Genomic DNA, 17080 nt, shown 5'->3' with positions numbered 1-17080 from the left:
TTTGCGGAGGAGGGAAGGCGCGGATGCCTCACGCAATGTTAGAGTTCGACGGTACGCCTGAGAGTGCGAGCCGTAACGCCGCTTCTCGCACGCCTCTCCCCTTGAGTCGGAGCGACGCCATGGATCCGAACCTTGCCCTGCCCGCCGACCTCCCCGCCCCGATCGACGACGGCGCGGCGGCGCATCTGGTCGAGATGCGCCTGCCCGACGTGTCGCTGGCCGCGACCGACGGGACTCGCGTTTCGCTGGCGAAGTGCGCCGGCCGCACGGTGGTCTTCGCCTATCCGCGCACCGGGGAGCCGGGGAAGCCGAACCTCGTGCCCGACTGGGATGCGATCCCCGGTGCGCGCGGCTGCACCCCGCAGGCCTGCGGCTTTCGCGATCTGCATGAGGATCTGAAGGCCCGGGGCGTCGCGCAGGTGCACGGGCTGTCGACGCAGACGAGCGCCTACCAGCGCGAGGCGGTGGAGCGCTTGCAACTGCCATTCACGCTGCTGTCGGACGCGTCCCGCGCCTACGCCATGGCGGTGCGCCTTCCGACCCTCGAGACAGCTGGCACCATCCTGCTGCGGCGGCTCACCCTCGTCATCGACGACGGAGTCGTGACGAAGGTGTTCTACCCGGTGTTCCCGCCCGATCGCAGCGCCGCCGACGTGATCGCCTGGCTCGATGCGGAGGCCATGAAGCCCTAGTCGGCGTCGGGCGCGTCCGGCGCGCCGTTCTGGCCCTGGCGGATGCCGTAGCGGCTTTCGAGGCCGGGATTCGGGCGCGTCGGCCGCTCCGCGTTGTCGCGCATGCGGTCCCCGGCCGGGCGGACCTGACGCTCTCCCGAGTCGCGGCCGACCTTGCCGATCAGCTGGACGAGGTCGACGAATTCGTCGGCCTGACGCCGGAGGTCGTCGGAGATCATCGCCGGCTGGGTCTGGATGGTCGAGACCACCGTCACCTTCACGCCGCGACGCTGCATCGCCTCGACGAGCGACCGGAAGTCGCCGTCGCCGGAGAACAGCACCATGTGGTCGATGTAGGCGCTGAGCTCGAGCGCGTCGATCGCGAGCTCGATGTCCATGTTGCCCTTGATCTTGCGGCGGCCAAGGGAGTCGGTGAACTCCTTGGCCGGCTTGGTCACAACGCGGTAGCCGTTGTAGTCGAGCCAATCGATCAGCGGACGGATCGAGGAATATTCCTGATCCTCGACCATGGCGGTGTAGTAGAACGCCCGGATCAGGTTGTCCCGGCCCTGGAATTCCTTCAGCAGCCGCTTGTAATCGATATCGAACCCGAGAGCTTTCGTCGTGGCGTAGAGGTTGGCGCCGTCGATGAACAAGGCGCTGCGTTGTAGTGCACTCATGGCACGATCCATCTTTGAAATATCGACACAGGAAAATCACGCCGCGTGCCGCGCCTACGATGCAGGCGAACGACACGCATCAATGTTACGGCTGCCAAATCGCACAAACGGATGAAAATCGAATTTATTTTTTTCAAAACGCAGGCGACGGTTCGCAATAGTAACCGCTCGGTATTCTTGAGGGGCGCCGACGAACGTGTCAAGCTCGGGCATAAAATCGGCCGCCCATCGCTTGTGGTAATGCAACCTCGTCGATACTTTTGAGAACAATTAAGCAACGACTGATCGACATCTATCTCCCGGCAGATCAGATTAGATCCACCGGATGCTCGGTCGTGATCAAGCCTTCGTCATCACCCGGCTTCCGGGCTTCACCGGCGGCAGCGCGGCGAGTTCCGGCGGCAGGGCGTCGGGGGGATAGGCCGGGATATCGAGGGTTACAAGCGAGACCAGGGGTAGGCCGATCTCGCCGCGGCCGCCCGATCGGTCGATCAGGCAGGCGGCCCCGACGACCTCGCCGGGCTCCGCCTGGAGCGAGGCGAGGCATTCGCGGGCGGAGAGCCCCGTCGTGACGATGTCCTCGACGATGACCGCGCGCTGGCCCGCCGGGATGCTGAAGCCGCGCCGCAGGGTGAACGGTCCGCCGGGATCGCGCTCGACGAAGATCGCCCGCGCCTCGAGGTGGCGTGCGGTCTCGTAGCCCGGCACGATACCGCCGATCGCTGGCGAGACGACGATGTCGACCTTGCCGAACCGCGCCGTGATGACGGCGGCCAGCGCCTTGCACAGGCGCTCCGTGCGCGGCGGCTCGGAGAAGATGGCCATCTTCTGCAGGAAGACCGCCGAACGCAGGCCGGAACTCAGGATGAAATGGCCTTCGAGCAGCGCGCCCGCATCGCGGAATTCCGCCAAGACTTCGTCCAGACTCATGCGCGCGTGGCTCCTGGCGGGATTGGATGCAGACGCTGCGCTTGTGGCAGCGGCGGCAGGGGGAGGCAAGCCGCTGACCGTGCAGGGTGCGGCGTCGGCGGCGCCCAGCCGAGCGGCCGCCGTCCAAAAGATCCTCCCCATCATGCCGGGGCGGCCCGAACGAACGGCAGCCCTATCCGTTCACCCGGTCCACCCGGCTCACCGTGCGCTTGCCCCTGAGTTCCGCGACGATCGCGTTGAGGTGCTGCAGGTCCCAGACCGAGAGGTCGATGACGATGTCGGTGAAGTCCTGGGTGCGGCGCTTCATCGATAGGTTGTCGATGTTCCCGTCGTGGTCGGCGATGACCTGGGCGATCTGCGCCAGCACGCCGGGCTCGTTGATCGATTGGGTGGCCAGCCGCGCCGGGAAGCGCTCGGTGGCGTCCGCCTCGATGTCCCAGCGCACGTCGAGCCAGCGCTCGGGCTCGTTGTCGAAGGCGGCCAGCGCCGCCGACTGGATCGGGTAGATCGTCACGCCGACGCCGGGCGTAAGGATGCCGACGATGCGGTCGCCGGGCACCGCACCGCCATCCGGTGCGAAGCTGACGGGCAAGTCGCCGGCCAGCCCACGGATCGGAATCGCGTCGGTGCCGTCCGCCGTGCCGCCGCCGGGGAAGGTCAGGCGCATGGTCTGGTCCTTCGTGCGGATCAGCCGGCCGGCACCGTTGACGACCGGCTGCGCGACCCCCGCCGGCCCGGTCTTCCGCTCGTCCTTGTAGTCCGGGTAGACGCCGCGCACGACGTCGCCCGAGAACATCTCGCCGCGCCCCACCGCCGCGAACACGTCCTCGACCGAAGTGCGGGCCAGGCGCGGGAGCGCGCCGCGCAGCTTGTCGTCGGAAAAGCTCTTGCCCGCCCGCTCGAAGGCACGGTCGAGGATCTGGCGGCCAAGGCCTGCATATTGCCGGCGCACCGCCGAACGGGTGGCGCGGCGGATCGCGGCGCGGGCCTTGCCGGTGACGACGAGCGATTCCCAGGCGGCCGGCGGCGCGGCCCCGTCCGAGCGCGAGATCTCGACCTCGTCGCCGTTGGCGAGCTCGTGCAGCAGCGGCGCCATCCGGCCGTTGATCTTGGCGCCCACAGCGGAGTTGCCGACATCGGTGTGCACCGCGTAGGCGAAGTCGATCGGCGTGGCGCCGCGCGGCAGGGCGATCAGGCGGCCCTTCGGCGTGAAGCAGAACACCTGGTCCTGGAACAGCTCGAGCTTGGTGTGCTCCAGGAACTCCTCGGGGCTGTCGCCCTCGGCCAGCAGCTCGATCGTGCGGCGCAGCCACTGGTATGCGCCGCTTTCGGCGGCGAGGCGTGGGGCGACGCCGCCTTCCGACTCGCGGCCGGCGGGAAGCTTGGCGGCCTCCTTGTAGTGGGCGTGGGCGGCGATGCCGTACTCGGCGATGTCGTCCATCGTGCGGGTGCGGATCTGCAGCTCGACGCGCTGGCTCTTCGGACCGATCACCGTGGTGTGGATCGAGCGGTAGTCGTTCTGCTTCGGGGTGGAGATGTAGTCCTTGTAGCGCCCCGGCACCATCGGCCAAGTGGTGTGCACGACGCCGAGTGCGGCGTAGCAATCGTCCAGCGTCTCCACCACGACGCGGAAGCCGAACACGTCGGACAGCTGCTCGAAGGCGACGGACTTTCGCTCCATCTTCGACCAGATCGAGAACGGGCGCTTCTGCCGGCCCGTGACGGCAGCCTCGATCCCGCGGGCGGACAGCTTCGCTGTCAGGTCGCGCTCGATCGTGTCGACCAGGCTCTCGGACTTCGCCGTGAGGTCGGAGAGCCGCCGGGTGACGGTGGCGTAGATGTCGGGTTTGAGGTTGCGGAAGGACAAGTCCTCCAGCTCCTCGCGCAGCTCCTGCATGCCCATACGGCCGGCGAGCGGCGCGTAGATGTCCAGCGTCTCCTGCGCGATCCGCTCGCGCTTGTCCGCGCGCATGTGCTGGAGGGTGCGCATGTTGTGCAGGCGGTCGGCGAGCTTGACGAGCAGCACGCGCACGTCCGCCGCCACGGCGAGCAGCAGCTTGCGGAAGTTCTCGCCCTGGGCCGCGCGCTTCGAGACCATGTCGAGGCGCTTGAGCTTGGTCAGGCCGTCGACCAGCGCGCCGATCTCCGGACTGAACAGCTCGCGGATCTCGTCGAGGGTCGCCGCCGTGTCCTCGACGGTGTCGTGCAGCACGGCCGCGACGATGGTCGCGTCGTCGAGGCGCAGGTCCGTGAGGATCGCGGCGACTTCGAGCGGGTGGGCGAAGAACGGATCGCCCGACGCCCGCTTCTGCGTGCCGTGCGCACGCATGGCGTAGACGTAGGCTCGGTTGAGCAGCGCCTCGTTCGTCGCGGGGTTGTAGCGCTTCACCCGCTCGACGAGTTCGTACTGGCGCATCATCCGCCGGGAGACCCTTTCCGATCCGGTTCGAACCGAAGTCTCACGCAAGCCGCGGGCCTGCGCCAGCCCCGATCGCGTCGCAGGGCGAGATACATGAAGGCTCGCGCCAAGCAAAAGGCCCGGCGTCGCCGCCGGGCCTGATCTACGCCATCGCGTGACGGCGCCGGGGCTACTCGCCCTCGTCGTCGGTCTCGACCGGGGGCGCGAGGTTCTCGAGGCCGCGGAGCAAGTCTTCCTCGCTCATGCGGTCGAACTGCGGCGCGGAATCGTCGCTCGCGGCGGTCGGCGAGACCGCGGCGGCGGTCGGCGAGCTCGACAGCAGCGGCACGGCCTCGGCCTCCGGCTCGTCGACCTCGACGTACTTCTGCATCGAATGGATCAACTGTTCCTTGAGGTCGTCGGCGGTGATCGTCTCGTCGCCGATCTCGCGGAGCGCCACGACCGGGTTCTTGTCGCGGTCGCGGTCCACGGTAAGCGGGGCGCCGGCGGCGAGCAGGCGGGCGCGGTGGCTCGCGAGCAGGACGAGCTCGAACCGGTTCTCGACCTTCTCGATGCAATCTTCGACGGTGACGCGAGCCATGCGCAGCGGCTCCTTCCAGCGGATACGGGGGATGTCGGGCGGTGCCGGCTCATACACCGGATGCGGTTTGGCAACAAGCACAGCGGTTTGGAAGCGGACGCCCTTTACAGTCTCGCTCGGAAACAGTCAGAAACGATCGACCGGAGCGGGTCGTCGTCCGGCATGCGGGAGCACGACATGACCGATCGCCTGAGCCGGCGCCACCTCCTCGGCTGCGGCTGCCACCTCGGCGGTGCCGCTCTCGCCGCCACCGCCCTGCCCACCAGTGCCTTCGCCGCGAGCCTGTCTTCCAAGAAGACCGACATGAGCCCCGATCAGGCGCTCAAGGTGATGAAGGACGGCAACGCCAGCTATCTCACCGACTCGCCGGTGCGGGCGGCACAGGGGCGCGAGCGCCGCATCGAGATCGCCCTCGGGCAGACGCCGTTCTGTGTCCTGGTGAGCTGTTCCGATTCGCGCGTTTCGCCCGAGATCCTGTTCGGCCGCGGCCTAGGAGAGCTGTTCATCGTGCGCAACGCCGGCAACACCGCCGACACAGCCGCCACCGGCTCGATCGAGTACGCGGTCTCGCAGCTCGGCGTGCCACTGGTCCTGGTGATGGGCCACAGCCGCTGCGGAGCCGTCGAGGCGGCGGTGAGCGTGGTTCGGGACAACGCACAGTTCGCCGGCTCGATCGGGCGGATGATCGAGCCGATCGTTCCGGCCGTCCTCTCGGTTCGCGACAAGGCCGGCGATTTCGTCGAGCACGCGGTGCGCGCCAACGTGAGCCGCGTGGTCTCCCGCTTGCGCACCGCCTCCGAGCCGTCGCTGCTCGATCCGCTGAAGGCGGGCAAGCTCCGCATCGTCGGGGCCGCCTACAGCCTCGACACCGGCAACGTCGACTTCTTCGACGAGGGCTGACACCCTCGCCGGTTTGTGCGCTGCATTGTTGACACCTGCGGCGGGCGGTGCGACTGCGCCGCCCTTTCCGAGCAACGGGGTAGGCGACGGAGCGACCGTGCGGGCACTTATCTTTCCGGGCCAGGGCAGCCAGGCCGTCGGCATGGGCAAGGCGCTGGCAGAGGCCTTCCCGCAGGCGCGCGCAGTGTTTTCGGAGGTGGACGAGGCGCTGAGCCAGCCGCTCGCGCGCCTGATGTTCGAGGGTCCGATCGAGGCGCTGACGCTGACCGCCAACGCCCAGCCGGCGCTGATGGCCGCGAGCCTCGCGGCGTTGCGGGTTCTGGAGGCCGAGCGCGGTCTCGACCTCGCGCGGGATGTCGCCTTCGTCGCCGGCCACTCGCTCGGCGAGTATTCGGCGCTGGCCGCCGCCGGCAGCCTGACGATCGCCGACACCGCGCGCCTGCTGCGCATCCGCGGTGAGGCGATGCAAGCGGCCGTCGCCCCGGGCGACGGCGCCATGGCGGCGCTGATCGGCGCCGACACCGAGACCGCTGCCGCGATCGCGGCGGAGGCCGCCGATGGCGTGGTCTGCGATGTGGCCAACGACAACGGCGCCGGCCAGGTCGTGCTGTCGGGCGACAAGGCCGCGGTGGAGCGCGCCGTGGCGATCGCGCAGGCACGCGGGATCAAGCGGGCGGTGATGCTCAACGTCTCCGCGCCGTTCCATTGCCGCCTGATGCAGCCCGCCGCGGATGCCATGCGCGCGGCCCTCGACGCGGTGACGTTGCGCGCGCCCATCGTCCCCCTCTACGCCAACGTGCTCGCCGCCCCGGTCTCCGATCCGGCCGCGATTCGCCAAAACCTCGTGGCGCAGGTGACGGGCACGGTGCGCTGGCGCGAGAGCGTCGCGGCCATGGCCGCAGCAGGCGTCGACACGTTCTACGAGGTCGGCTCCGGCAAGGTGCTGTCCGGCCTCGTCAAGCGGATCGCATCGGGCGCATCCGCGACGCCGGTCGGCACGCCGGAGGATGTGGCTGCATTCCCTCGGAGCTAGGGAAGGCAGCGCGGGTCCCCTCTCGCGTTCGGGAAAGGGACAGGGTGAGGGGTCAGGTCTTTCCGGAGAGGGCATACCCCTCACCCCCAACCCTCTCCCGCAAGGGAGAGGGGGCCGGTCACGCCGACCGTGACAGGCCCCAAAACGCCGCCGATAGAAACCAACTCGACCAACAGGTGATCCCCATGTTCGACCTCACCGGGAAAAAAGCCCTCATCACCGGCGCGACCGGTGGGCTCGGCGGCGCCATCGCGCGGTCGCTGCATGCGCAGGGGGCCACGGTGGCCCTGTCGGGCACCCGCGCCGAGGCGCTGGAAGCCCTGGCCGGCGAACTCGGCGAGCGCGCCCACGTGCTGCCGACGAACCTGTCCGACACCGCCGCCGTCGAGGCGCTGGTGCCGGCGGCGGAAGCCGCGCTCGGCGGGCTCGACATCCTGGTCAACAACGCCGGCATCACCCGGGACAACATCTTCGTGCGGATGAAGGACGAGGAGTGGGACCAGGTCATCGCCGTCAACCTCACGGCCGCGTTCCGGCTGTCGCGGGCGGCGGTGCGGGGCATGATGCGCCGGCGTGCCGGGCGGATCGTCAACATCGGCTCGGTGGTCGGCACCACGGGCAACCCGGGCCAGGGCAACTACGCGGCGGCCAAGGCCGGCCTCGTCGGGCTCACCAAGGCGCTGGCGGCCGAGGTCGCCTCGCGCAACGTCACGGTGAACTGCGTCAGCCCCGGCTTCATCGCCTCGCCGATGACCGACGTTCTGAACGAGAAGCAGCGCGAGGGCATCCTCGGCCGCGTGCCCGCGGGGCGCCTCGGCGAGGGCGCAGAGGTGGCGGCCGCAGTGGTCTACCTGGCCTCGCAGGAGGCGGCCTACGTCACCGGCCAGACGCTGCACGTGAACGGCGGCATGGCGATGGTGTGACGCCATCGCGCGAGGCCCCTCCATCCTGCGGAAAACGCGGCGAAATCGGCGCGCGAACCGCACCGATGAACGCTTCGTGAACCGGGCCTCGCCAGCGTCGAAACCCTGTGTTAACACCCCGGCTGCCGTGCAGGGGGTTGACGGTTCGGCGGGTTCCGAGTCCAAGGCCAACAGGATTTCAGGACCCAGCGCGATCGGTCACCGGCCGCCAGAGACAAGTCCGGCCCGACACCAAGGGCCAACGGCGGCAACGGCGCCATTCCTTTCACCCACGTAACGTGAAGTACCGAGGACCAGCAACGATGAGCGATATCGCTGAGCGCGTGAAGAAGATCGTCGTCGAGCACCTGGGCGTCGAGCCCGAGAAGGTGGTCGAGGGCGCGAACTTCATCGACGACCTCGGTGCCGACAGCCTCGACACCGTCGAGCTCGTGATGGCGTTCGAGGAAGAGTTCAACGTCGAGATCCCCGACGACGCCGCCGAGACCATCCAGACGGTCGGCGACGCGGTGAAGTTCCTCGAGAAGAACTCGGCCGCCTGAGCGGTCGAAACATCCTTCGGGTCGACGCGGCGCGGGCGGGGTGGAAACGCCCGACGCGCCGCACTCGTTGTTGAAGCGGAACGGGTTCGGGATAGCGCGATGCGGCGGGTGGTGGTTACGGGTCTAGGGATGGTCACGCCGCTCGGCAGCGGTGTCGAGCACACCTGGAGCCGGCTGATCGCCGGCGACAGCGGCGCCGGCCCGATCACCACCTTCGAGACCTCCGACCTCGCCTGCCGCATCGCCTGCACCGTGCCCCTCGGGGACGGCGGCGACGGCACATTCAATCCCGACGCCTGGATGGAGCCGAAGGAGCAGCGCAAGGTCGACCCGTTCATCGTCTTCGCGATGGCGGCCGCCGGCCAAGCCCTCGACGATTCCGGCTGGCACCCGAAGAGCTACGAGGACCAGTGCGCCACCGGCGTGATGATCGGTTCGGGCATCGGCGGCATCGGCGGCATCTACGACGCGTCGGTCACCCTCAAGGACAAGGGCCCGCGGCGGATCTCGCCGTTCTTCATCCCCGGGCGGATCATCAACATGGCCTCGGGCCAGGTCTCGATCGCGCATGGGCTGAAAGGCCCGAACAGCGCCGTCGTCACCGCCTGCTCCACCGGCACGCACGCCATCGGCGACGCGGCTCGGCTGATCATGCTGGGCGATGCCGACGTGATGGTCGCGGGCGGCGCGGAATCGCCGGTCGACCGGTTGTCGATCGCGGGCTTCGCCGCCTGCCGCGCCCTCTCCACCGGCTTCAACGACACGCCGACCAAGGCCTCCCGCCCTTACGACAAGGCGCGTGACGGCTTCGTGATGGGCGAAGGCGCCGGCGTGGTGGTGCTCGAGGAGTACGAGCACGCCAAGGCCCGCGGCGCCAAGATCTACGCCGAGGTGGTCGGCTACGGGATGTCGGGCGACGCCTACCACATCACCTCCCCGTCCCCGGACGGCGACGGCGCCTTCCGCTGCATGACGGCCGCGGTGAAGCGCGCCGGCATCGACCCAGGTGCGATCGACTACATCAACGCCCACGGCACCTCGACGCCGATGGGCGACGAACTGGAGCTGCGCGCCGTCGAGCGCCTGCTCGGCGCCTCGGCCGCCGGCATCGCCATGTCCTCGACCAAGTCCGCCGTCGGCCACCTCCTCGGCGCGGCCGGCGCCATCGAGGCGATCTTCTCGATCCTGACCATCCGCGACGGGGTGATCCCCCCGACCCTCAACCTCGACGACCCGAGCGTCGAGACCGCCCTCGACCTCGTGCCGCACGAGGCCAAGCGGAAGCGCGTGGACATCGCGCTGTCGAACTCGTTCGGGTTTGGCGGGACGAATGCGAGCTTGGTGGTGCGGCGGGTCGCCTGAATTCATCGACGCGTCTGAGCACAGCACCGAATTGCTTACTTGAAAAGAGCCCGCGTGATGGCTGGAGCTCTAATTATTTGACCCATGAAACATCTGGGGAAATAATTATAAGATTGTTCGGCTGCTTGTCAAAAATATAATTTCATCCAGAAAATCAGTATTTCGTACCATATGCTTGTAACTCTCCATATTACCTCACGTATAAATTTTGATCTAAAAAGCACAATACTTGGGCTCACTGGCTAGATGCAATGTATACCCCTGAAAAATACACGATGATCGCACTTATTCGTGCAGGCATCGTGTATGCTTAAATAACCCTAAAAATTACAGCTTCTAATTACCAAGACTTCCGTTCCCCCAAATCCGGCACCCGTCCCTGCGGCGTGAGCCCGTGCACCACCTCCGGCAGCACCTGAGAGAGCTGGGACAGCAGCGAGTCCCGGTCCATCCCGGTCTGGTTTTGGAGAGCGCCGAGGGTGTCGGGGCCGAGCGCGCGGGCGAGGTCGTGGGGTTCGATGCTGCGGTTGCTGCCGTGGCCGATCCACGAGTCGATGACGTCGCCCAAACCGCCCTGGCGGAAGCGATCGACGAGGCCGTCGAGCCCGCCGAGATCGCCCGCCGTTTCATGTACGACATGTCCTGGTTGAGGAACCTGGGATCGGTCGCCGGGTCCGTCGAGCATGCCCGAGAGGTCGCTGAAGTCGCCGGGCGGCAGCGGCGGGTCGCGACGGCCGCCCTCCTGGTCGAAGCCGCCGATGTCGCCGGGGTCCTGGCCGGCGCCGTCGTCGGCCGAATGGCCGGGATCGCGGCCGTAGGGTCCGGCGCCGCCAGAGCGCTCAGTGTCGGGGCCGGGCTCCGGCCGGCGCTGGCCGCCGCCGAGAATGTCGCCGAGCGCTCCACCCAGGCCACCGCTCGCGCCCTTGGCGAGCAGCAGCATCAGCAGGGCCTTCACGATCGGCGACATCGCACCGCCGCCCGCGTTGCCGGCATTGCCCCGTCCGCCGCCGAGCACCTGCCCGAGCACGCCGCCGATCACCGAATCGAGCAGACCCATGGTGCTTTCCTTCGCCTGTGAGGGACGGAGCGCGAGACCCCGCCGCAGGAGCGCATGAAAAAGCCCCCGCCGATCAACGGCGGGGGGGGGGGACGAGGTTGCGTCGTGACGGTCAGTGCGCGGCGCGCGTCCGGTCCGGCAAGTGCTGCATCGGGTTCGTCCGCGCGTCGGGGAGGGTCCCGGTGTCCATCACGTCGGTGCTGGGTTTAAGCGCGTGCGGCGCCGCGACGTCGCCGTTCGCGCGCTTGGCGCCGTTCGGCAGGGTCGCAGGGGTGGGCTGGTCGATGTGGCTCGCGGCGGACTGGGCGCGGGCCGGCTCGACGAAATCGCCGAGCAGGGCGACCGCGCCGGACGCGGCAAGGCCGGCGACGAGCAGGGCGGTGGCGGCGAGGCCGGCGCGGGGGCGCAGGCCGATGTGGCGTCGAGCGGAGCGATCGAGTCTCATGGCGTGGGGTCCGTTGCGTGTCTCCGGTGAGCCCGAAGGCTCTGTCTGGAGGGGCAACGCCGGATCGGGGCGCCTTGGTTCCGCGCCATCCTCAGCTTGTCGGGGGATCGTGCGGTCGCACCCGGGCGGACCTCCGGGCGAGCGCACCCAACGCGCAGCCGGCGAGGTAGGACACCAGTATCGCCACCGCGCTCTCCAGCCAGAAACCCTGCACGCCGGGCACGATCCCCGCGATGGCGAGCGCGGCCAGGGCCAGGGTCGCGACCCCGAGCGCGGCGGGGATCGCCGGCCGGGCCGGCAACCCAGTGAAGCCGCCGACGGCGAGGCCGAGCACGAGTGCGGCCAACGATCCCGGCCACAGGCCGGCGAGGAGGAGCATCACGGCAAAACCTTTCCGGAGGTCAGGGCAGCACGGCGAAGGCGATGCCCGGCCGCTCCGAGAGCTTGTCGGCGACGACGACCTGGTCGAGCCCAGCGCCGGCCTGGAGCAGGTACTCGACCACCGCACCGGCGCGCAGCCGCGGCAGGTCGGGCTCCGGCGCCTCGGCGGTCTCCTTGCCGGCCTTCGTGTCCTTGGCCGGCTTGGTGTCCTTCGCCGCCTTGGCGTCCTTCGAACTCTTCGCGTCGTTCGAAGTTTTGGTGTCCTTCGAGCCCTTGGCGTCCTTTGCGGGCACCGCCTTCGCGGCCGGCTTGGTCTCACCGGACTTAGTGGGCTCGGGCTTGGCCAACGCAGCCTTGCCGGCCTCGGGCTTGGGCGCCGCACTCGCGATACCCTGCGTCTGGGCTGCGTCCGCCACCTTCGCGTCCGGCGGGGCGGTCTTTGCCGGATCGCCGTGGCCGGCGACCGCGATGCGCAGCGACGGGCAGGTCTTGGCAAGCTCCGCGAGGCGATCGAGCACGGGATAGAAGATCGGTGACAACGCGCCTGAGCCGGGCGCGAAGCGCAGGCCGGTGCCGCCGACGAGCGCCGTCGCGGCGCTGCGGCAGGTCTCGGGGTCGCGCGTCGGCGCCGGGTTCTTCGGCACCACCGCCACACTCGCGGTCCATCCCGCCGGCATCGCCGCCGGCAGGGTCGCGGCGACCCGCGCCGCGGCCTCGCGATACAGGCTCGTCCCGGAGAGGATCAGCGTCCGGTCGGCGACCGCGACCTCGCCGCTCGACAGGCTCGCCAGCACCGGCACCGCGGCGGTGAGAGCCGCAGCGAGGTCCGGCGGCGCGCCGTCGGCGATGCGGGTGCGGTCGATGATGCGCTCGCGGAAGAAGCGCGGGCGCACCACGGCGAGCAGCCGGTCGCGCGCCTCGGCATCGGGCAGGTGGCCGGACAGGCTGACGCCGTCAGCCTCGCGGCGGATCGCGAGGCGGTAGGGGGAGAGCGGCTTCACCGCAAGCGCGACCGAGCCCGCCCCGACCCCGGCGGGCCGGGCGTCCCGCATCACCGCCTCGATCTCGCCGACGGCCTGGCTGTCCACGGCATCGCCCGCCACCGACACCCGCGCGCCGTCGAAGCGCGCGCCGCCGCCCTGCATCAGCCCGACCAGGCGGATCAGGAATTTCGCCAGCGCATCCGGGTCGACGTCCTTAGCGAGGCCCCGTGCGGTGCGCATCCGGTCCGTGACCGCGGTGCCGTCGGAGATCTCGCCGGCTAGGCGCCCGATCTCGGCCCGCGCGGATTCCGAAACCACGAACCCGTCTAGCACCAGCCCGCCGCCGGGGTTTCGCGACACGCTCATGGTGAAGTCGTCGGCCCGCGCGGGCACAATGTCGATGCGCCCAATGGTGTAGCCGGGCGGCGGGTCGGTCAGCGCAGTGCGCAGGGCGTCGTAGGCGGCGAGGTCCAACGCCGCACCTGAGAACGCGATCGAGAGGTCGGTCACCGTCGCGGTCCCGCCGGCGGCGAGGTTGCGCAGGCGCGCGACGGCGTAGGCTGCTGCCGCCGGGAAATCCGGCGGCGCGCCGCGGGCGGCATGCGCCGCGTCGTCGATCGCGGTCTCATCGGGGATCTCGGCGGCCAGACGCGTCCGCAAGGCGGCGCGGCCGATCTCCGCCGGGCGGCTGCCAGAGAACGCGATGCGATCCGGCGCAGTCCGGGTCGCGCTCCAGGCGAAGGGCGCGGCCGTCTCGATCAGGCCGATCTCGGGGACGATCCGGCGCGGCTCGGGAAGCGCCTCCAATCGGGCGAGCGCCGCCGCGCGGGCGGCCGGCCCCGGCGCCTCGCCCTCGGCGACGAGATCACGCCCGCGGACCGAGACGCGCAGCCACGGCTCGGGCGATCCCGCCTCGGTCGCCTGAGCCACCGTCTCGCCCGCCGCCGCGATCCGCGCGGCGATATCCGGCGCGGCATACAGCGTCGCGCCGACCCAGATCAGGCCGAGCCCAGGCAACCCGAGGAGCCAGCCCGCGGAACGCAGGCCTTGGTGTGTCATGGCGAGCGGTTCATTACGAGCGGATCATGGCGAGCGGACGATGTCGCAACACCGGCGACGCCCCCGAGGCTTGCCGGACGGCATGGACCGCCATCGCGGCATCATGAAGGCCGGGATGGTCTCAGCCTTCGCGCAGCATCTCCAGTTCGAGCCAGCGCTCCTCCGCCCCAGACAGCTCGGTCTCGGCTTGGGCGAGCATCGCCGACGCCTTGTCGAACCGGGCCGCGTCGCGGGCATAGAGGCCGGGATCGGCCAGCACCGTGCGCAGCTGCGCGATCACGCCCTGCAACTTCTCCATGCGGGCAGGCAGCGTCTTGAGCTCGTGCTGGTCCTTGAAGTTCAGCTTGCCCTTGGCAGCAGGCGCGGCATCCGCCCTCTCGCGCGGCTCGCTCTTTCCGCGCGCCTCGGCTTTTCCCTTGGCGCCGGCGCGGGCCTGCACGCCGACGCCGCGCTGGTTGACCATGTCGGTGTAGCCGCCGGCATACTCGACCCAGCGCCCCTCCCCTTCCGAGACCAGAACGCTGCCGACGACGCGATCGAGGAAGTCGCGGTCGTGGCTCACCAAGATCAGGGTGCCGGAATAGTCGCCGAGCATCTCCTGCAGCAGGTCGAGCGTTTCGAGGTCGAGGTCGTTGGTCGGCTCGTCGAGCACCAGGAGGTTGGCCGGCTGCGCCAGCGCGCGGGCGATCAGCAGGCGGTTGCGCTCGCCGCCCGAGAGCACCGAGACCGGGGTACGCGCCTGCTCGGGGGTGAACAGGAAGTCCTTGAGGTAGCCGACTACGTGGCGGCTGACGCCGTTCACCACCACCGCGTCGCCGCTGCCGCCGGTGAGCACTTCCGTGACGGTCATGCTCGGCTCCAGCACCGCGCGGGCTTGGTCCAGCAACATCATCTTCAGGTTGGTGCCCTGGCGGACGCTCCCGTCGTCGGCCTGCAGCTTGCCGGTGAGCAGATTGATCAACGTGGTCTTGCCGGCGCCGTTCGCGCCGACGATGCCGAGGCGGTCGCCGCGCATCACCCGCAGGGACAGGTCGGCGACGATCCGGCGCTCGCCATAGCTCTTGCTCGCGTTCTTGGCCTCCATCACCAGCGTGCCCGAGGCCTCGGCCTCGCCGGCCTGCATCGTCACGGTGCCGACCGGCCGGCGGTCGTCGCGGCGCTCCTTGCGCAGCGCATGCAGGTTGCCGAGGCGGCGGACGTTACGCTTGCGCCGGGCGGTGACGCCGTAGCGGAGCCAGTGCTCCTCGTCGTTTATCTTGCGCTCGAGCTTGTGCCGGTCGCGCTCCTCCTCCTCGAAGAAGGCGTCGCGCCAAGCCTCGAACCCGGAGAAGCCTTGCTCGATGCGGCGGGTGACCCCGCGGTCGAGCCAGATCGTGGCGCGCGACAGGGCCGAGAGGAAGCGCCGATCGTGGCTGATCAGCACCATCGCGGCGCGCGTCCCCTTCAGCTCGGCCTCGAGCCATTCGATCGCCGGCAGGTCGAGGTGGTTGGTCGGCTCGTCGAGGAGCAGCACGTCGGGCTCGGGTGCCAGCGCTTGCGCCAGCGCCACGCGGCGGCCCTCGCCGCCCGAGAGCCGCGTCGGGTCCTCGCTGCCGTCGAGGCCGAGGCTTTCGAGCAGGTAGCGGGCGCGGTGATGCGCGTCGCCATCGCCGAGGCCCGATTCGACGAATTCGAGGGTGGTGGCGAACCCGGAGAAATCCGGCTCCTGCGCGAGGTAGCGGATCGTCGTCCCCGGCTGGACGAAGCGGACGCCGCGATCGGGCTCCACGAGCCCGGCGGCGATCTTCATCAGGGTCGACTTGCCCGAGCCGTTGCGGCCGACGAGGCAGGTGCGTTCGCCGGGCGCGACGGAGAAACCCGCCCCCTCGATCAGGGGCGTGCCGCCGAAGGTGAGGGCGACGTCTTGAAGGGTCAGAAGCGGTGGGGCGGCCATGCCGGGCTTATGGCAGCGCGGCCGCCTCACCACAAATCGAAGTCGGCTCAAGTAAACCGGAGCGCGCTCAGGCAACCGGGTTCGCGGGGCCGGTCGGCGTCGGCATGCCGGGCGTGGTCACCGGAACCTCGGCTGGGGTGATGCCGGGCGCTTCGCTCGGGCTGTCGCCCGGGATCTCGGGGCTCGGGCCCGGGCTCGGCACGGTGGGCGGGTCGTAGGGCGTGTCGGGGGCAGGCGTCGGGTTCGTCGGCACCTCGGGGATCGCGCCGGGATCGGCCATGGGAAACGCTCCTCGCTTGACGTCGCGGCGCGTCTTGAGCGCGCGCCGCGTGACGAGCGTGAACGGCGGGGTCGCCCCGGGTGTTCCGGCGCGCGCCGCCTTGCGCGCTACTTCTTGGTCAGGAGCAGGTTGCCTTCCTTGCCGACCATCCGCTTCACCTTGTCGGCGAAGAGCGCAAGCAACAACGGCAGGTGGCACTCGACCCGCACGCTGTCCTGGCCGACGTCGATCTGGCCGTTCATGTTCTGCTTCATCGCGGAGATCGCGAAATCGAGCCGGTCGCCGGTCCAGGTGAGATTTTCGATGCTGATGCCGCTCTTGGCGAGCAGCGCCCGCCCCTGCTCGACGCCGGTCTCGATGCGGCGGCGCGCCTCGTCGCGGCCGAGGTCGTGCGGGATGTCGACGATGAGGGGTTTTGCCATGATGTCCGCTGCGTCTCCGGTTCAGGCTCGGAGATGGGGCCGGCCGGCGCGCGCGGCAACGCCGGCCGGCATCCGCATCAGTTCATGACGTGCAGCGAGACGTAGGTGGTACCGCCCATACCCAGCGCCCGGGCCGAGCCGCGGGAGAGGTCGATGATGCGGCCACGCACGAACGGCCCGCGATCGTTGATCCGCACCACCACGGACCGGCCGGTGCGCTGGTTCTCGACGCGGACGCGGGTGCCGAAGGGCAGGCTGCGGTGGGCGGCGGTCATCCCGTTCGGGTTGAAGCGCTCGCCGCTCGCGGTGCGATGGCCGCTGCCGTACCAGGACGCGCCTCCGCTCTGGGCGGCGGCCGGCTGGGTGGCGGCGACGAGCGACAGGGCGGTTCCGAGGGTGGCGGCGGCGATCTTGGCGACGGGTCGGATGTGCATGCTTCGGTCCTTGGTCGTTGACGAGGGCGGCGCCAATCGAGACCGA

General features: G+C 69.6%; 18 protein-coding genes. 6 read left to right on the top strand and 12 right to left on the bottom strand.

The genetic code is table 11. From position 1 onward, the window contains the following. Positions 1 to 119: 119 nt before the first annotated feature. The gene (locus MFF13_RS02420; RefSeq protein ID WP_147763871.1) at positions 120 to 692 is read left to right on the top strand and encodes a peroxiredoxin; all 573 of its coding nucleotides are present in this window, start codon (positions 120 to 122) and stop codon (positions 690 to 692) included. Here the strand turns inward: MFF13_RS02420 and MFF13_RS02415 are convergent. The 4 genes from MFF13_RS02415 to rpoZ form a co-directional block, all read right to left on the bottom strand. Further along, entirely contained in the window at positions 689 to 1351 is a 663-nt protein-coding gene (locus tag MFF13_RS02415; protein WP_147753490.1) for a LabA-like NYN domain-containing protein, read from the bottom strand. The genes MFF13_RS02420 and MFF13_RS02415 overlap by 4 nt on opposite strands. A 339-nt stretch (positions 1352 to 1690) precedes the next feature. Continuing rightward, positions 1691 to 2281: an orotate phosphoribosyltransferase gene (gene pyrE / locus MFF13_RS02410; RefSeq protein ID WP_238270687.1), complete on the bottom strand. Its 591-nt coding sequence runs from the start codon at positions 2279 to 2281 to the stop codon at positions 1691 to 1693. Positions 2282 to 2453: 172 nt separating this feature from the next. After that, positions 2454 to 4700, bottom strand: coding sequence for a RelA/SpoT family protein (locus tag MFF13_RS02405; RefSeq protein ID WP_147814170.1), 2247 nt, complete (start codon positions 4698 to 4700; stop codon positions 2454 to 2456). Between the two features lie 169 nt (positions 4701 to 4869). Next, complete coding sequence (rpoZ, locus tag MFF13_RS02400) at positions 4870 to 5280, bottom strand: DNA-directed RNA polymerase subunit omega (protein ID WP_147727742.1); 411 nt, start codon at positions 5278 to 5280, stop codon at positions 4870 to 4872. Positions 5281 to 5457: 177 nt separating this feature from the next. Here rpoZ and MFF13_RS02395 point away from each other — a divergent pair, with 177 nt between their 5' ends. The 5 genes from MFF13_RS02395 to fabF all read left to right on the top strand — a co-directional run bounded on the left by MFF13_RS02395 (position 5458) and on the right by fabF (position 10040). Next, positions 5458 to 6180, top strand: a complete 723-nt coding sequence (locus MFF13_RS02395; protein ID WP_147763874.1) for a carbonic anhydrase — start codon at positions 5458 to 5460, stop codon at positions 6178 to 6180. Between the two features lie 97 nt (positions 6181 to 6277). Further along, positions 6278 to 7213, top strand: coding sequence for an ACP S-malonyltransferase (gene fabD, locus MFF13_RS02390; protein WP_147763875.1), 936 nt, complete (start codon positions 6278 to 6280; stop codon positions 7211 to 7213). A gap of 185 nt (positions 7214 to 7398) precedes the next feature. Then, complete coding sequence (fabG, locus tag MFF13_RS02385; RefSeq protein ID WP_147763879.1) at positions 7399 to 8136, top strand: 3-oxoacyl-[acyl-carrier-protein] reductase; 738 nt, start codon at positions 7399 to 7401, stop codon at positions 8134 to 8136. Positions 8137 to 8438: 302 nt separating this feature from the next. Continuing rightward, on the top strand, positions 8439 to 8678 hold the full coding sequence (locus tag MFF13_RS02380; RefSeq protein ID WP_066926221.1) for an acyl carrier protein: 240 nt from the start codon (positions 8439 to 8441) through the stop codon (positions 8676 to 8678). Between the two features lie 99 nt (positions 8679 to 8777). Beyond that, positions 8778 to 10040, top strand: coding sequence for a beta-ketoacyl-ACP synthase II (fabF, locus tag MFF13_RS02375; RefSeq protein WP_147763876.1), 1263 nt, complete (start codon positions 8778 to 8780; stop codon positions 10038 to 10040). Between the two features lie 340 nt (positions 10041 to 10380). On the opposite strand, the gene MFF13_RS02370 is transcribed toward fabF, so the two are convergent. From MFF13_RS02370 to MFF13_RS02335, 8 genes are all read right to left on the bottom strand, one after another. Further along, positions 10381 to 11097, bottom strand: coding sequence for a YidB family protein (locus MFF13_RS02370; protein ID WP_238270678.1), 717 nt, complete (start codon positions 11095 to 11097; stop codon positions 10381 to 10383). 112 nt (positions 11098 to 11209) lie between these two features. After that, positions 11210 to 11542, bottom strand: coding sequence for a hypothetical protein (locus tag MFF13_RS02365; RefSeq protein ID WP_147762715.1), 333 nt, complete (start codon positions 11540 to 11542; stop codon positions 11210 to 11212). A 91-nt stretch (positions 11543 to 11633) separates the two neighbouring features. After that, the gene (locus MFF13_RS02360; RefSeq protein WP_306422386.1) at positions 11634 to 11921 is read right to left on the bottom strand and encodes a hypothetical protein; all 288 of its coding nucleotides are present in this window, start codon (positions 11919 to 11921) and stop codon (positions 11634 to 11636) included. A 22-nt stretch (positions 11922 to 11943) separates the two neighbouring features. Continuing rightward, on the bottom strand, positions 11944 to 13965 hold the full coding sequence (locus tag MFF13_RS02355) for a BON domain-containing protein (protein ID WP_238270667.1): 2022 nt from the start codon (positions 13963 to 13965) through the stop codon (positions 11944 to 11946). A 121-nt stretch (positions 13966 to 14086) separates the two neighbouring features. After that, positions 14087 to 15898, bottom strand: coding sequence for an ABC-F family ATP-binding cassette domain-containing protein (locus MFF13_RS02350; protein WP_147762712.1), 1812 nt, complete (start codon positions 15896 to 15898; stop codon positions 14087 to 14089). 67 nt (positions 15899 to 15965) lie between these two features. Then, positions 15966 to 16178, bottom strand: a complete 213-nt coding sequence (locus MFF13_RS02345; RefSeq protein WP_147750585.1) for a hypothetical protein — start codon at positions 16176 to 16178, stop codon at positions 15966 to 15968. A 107-nt stretch (positions 16179 to 16285) separates the two neighbouring features. Then, entirely contained in the window at positions 16286 to 16600 is a 315-nt protein-coding gene (locus tag MFF13_RS02340) for a polyhydroxyalkanoic acid system family protein (protein WP_147762711.1), read from the bottom strand. A 77-nt stretch (positions 16601 to 16677) separates the two neighbouring features. Further along, on the bottom strand, positions 16678 to 17034 hold the full coding sequence (locus MFF13_RS02335) for a septal ring lytic transglycosylase RlpA family protein (RefSeq protein WP_238270665.1): 357 nt from the start codon (positions 17032 to 17034) through the stop codon (positions 16678 to 16680). Positions 17035 to 17080 lie beyond the last annotated feature (46 nt).

The organism is Methylobacterium cerastii, from assembly GCF_022179125.1.
GTDB classification, from domain to species: domain Bacteria; phylum Pseudomonadota; class Alphaproteobacteria; order Rhizobiales; family Beijerinckiaceae; genus Methylobacterium; species Methylobacterium cerastii.
This window is presented reverse-complemented; position numbering and strand designations above follow the sequence as displayed.

Excerpts from the sequence above, each read along its gene's own strand:
- MFF13_RS02335 (WP_238270665.1), bottom strand. The coding sequence starts at position 17,034 with ATGCACATCCGACCCGTCGCCAAGATCGCCGCCGCCACCCTCGGAACC.
- MFF13_RS02380 (WP_066926221.1), top strand. The coding sequence starts at position 8,439 with ATGAGCGATATCGCTGAGCGCGTGAAGAAGATCGTCGTCGAGCACCTG.
- MFF13_RS02420 (WP_147763871.1), top strand. The coding sequence starts at position 120 with ATGGATCCGAACCTTGCCCTGCCCGCCGACCTCCCCGCCCCGATCGAC.
- MFF13_RS02360 (WP_306422386.1), bottom strand. The coding sequence starts at position 11,921 with ATGCTCCTCCTCGCCGGCCTGTGGCCGGGATCGTTGGCCGCACTCGTG.
- MFF13_RS02345 (WP_147750585.1), bottom strand. The coding sequence starts at position 16,178 with ATGGCCGATCCCGGCGCGATCCCCGAGGTGCCGACGAACCCGACGCCT.
- pyrE (WP_238270687.1), bottom strand. The coding sequence starts at position 2,281 with ATGAGTCTGGACGAAGTCTTGGCGGAATTCCGCGATGCGGGCGCGCTG.
- fabG (WP_147763879.1), top strand. The coding sequence starts at position 7,399 with ATGTTCGACCTCACCGGGAAAAAAGCCCTCATCACCGGCGCGACCGGT.
- MFF13_RS02365 (WP_147762715.1), bottom strand. The coding sequence starts at position 11,542 with ATGAGACTCGATCGCTCCGCTCGACGCCACATCGGCCTGCGCCCCCGC.
- MFF13_RS02340 (WP_147762711.1), bottom strand. The coding sequence starts at position 16,600 with ATGGCAAAACCCCTCATCGTCGACATCCCGCACGACCTCGGCCGCGAC.
- MFF13_RS02370 (WP_238270678.1), bottom strand. The coding sequence starts at position 11,097 with ATGGGTCTGCTCGATTCGGTGATCGGCGGCGTGCTCGGGCAGGTGCTC.
- MFF13_RS02415 (WP_147753490.1), bottom strand. The coding sequence starts at position 1,351 with ATGAGTGCACTACAACGCAGCGCCTTGTTCATCGACGGCGCCAACCTC.
- fabF (WP_147763876.1), top strand. The coding sequence starts at position 8,778 with ATGCGGCGGGTGGTGGTTACGGGTCTAGGGATGGTCACGCCGCTCGGC.
- MFF13_RS02355 (WP_238270667.1), bottom strand. The coding sequence starts at position 13,965 with ATGACACACCAAGGCCTGCGTTCCGCGGGCTGGCTCCTCGGGTTGCCT.
- MFF13_RS02350 (WP_147762712.1), bottom strand. The coding sequence starts at position 15,898 with ATGGCCGCCCCACCGCTTCTGACCCTTCAAGACGTCGCCCTCACCTTC.
- MFF13_RS02395 (WP_147763874.1), top strand. The coding sequence starts at position 5,458 with ATGACCGATCGCCTGAGCCGGCGCCACCTCCTCGGCTGCGGCTGCCAC.
- rpoZ (WP_147727742.1), bottom strand. The coding sequence starts at position 5,280 with ATGGCTCGCGTCACCGTCGAAGATTGCATCGAGAAGGTCGAGAACCGG.
- MFF13_RS02405 (WP_147814170.1), bottom strand. The coding sequence starts at position 4,700 with ATGATGCGCCAGTACGAACTCGTCGAGCGGGTGAAGCGCTACAACCCC.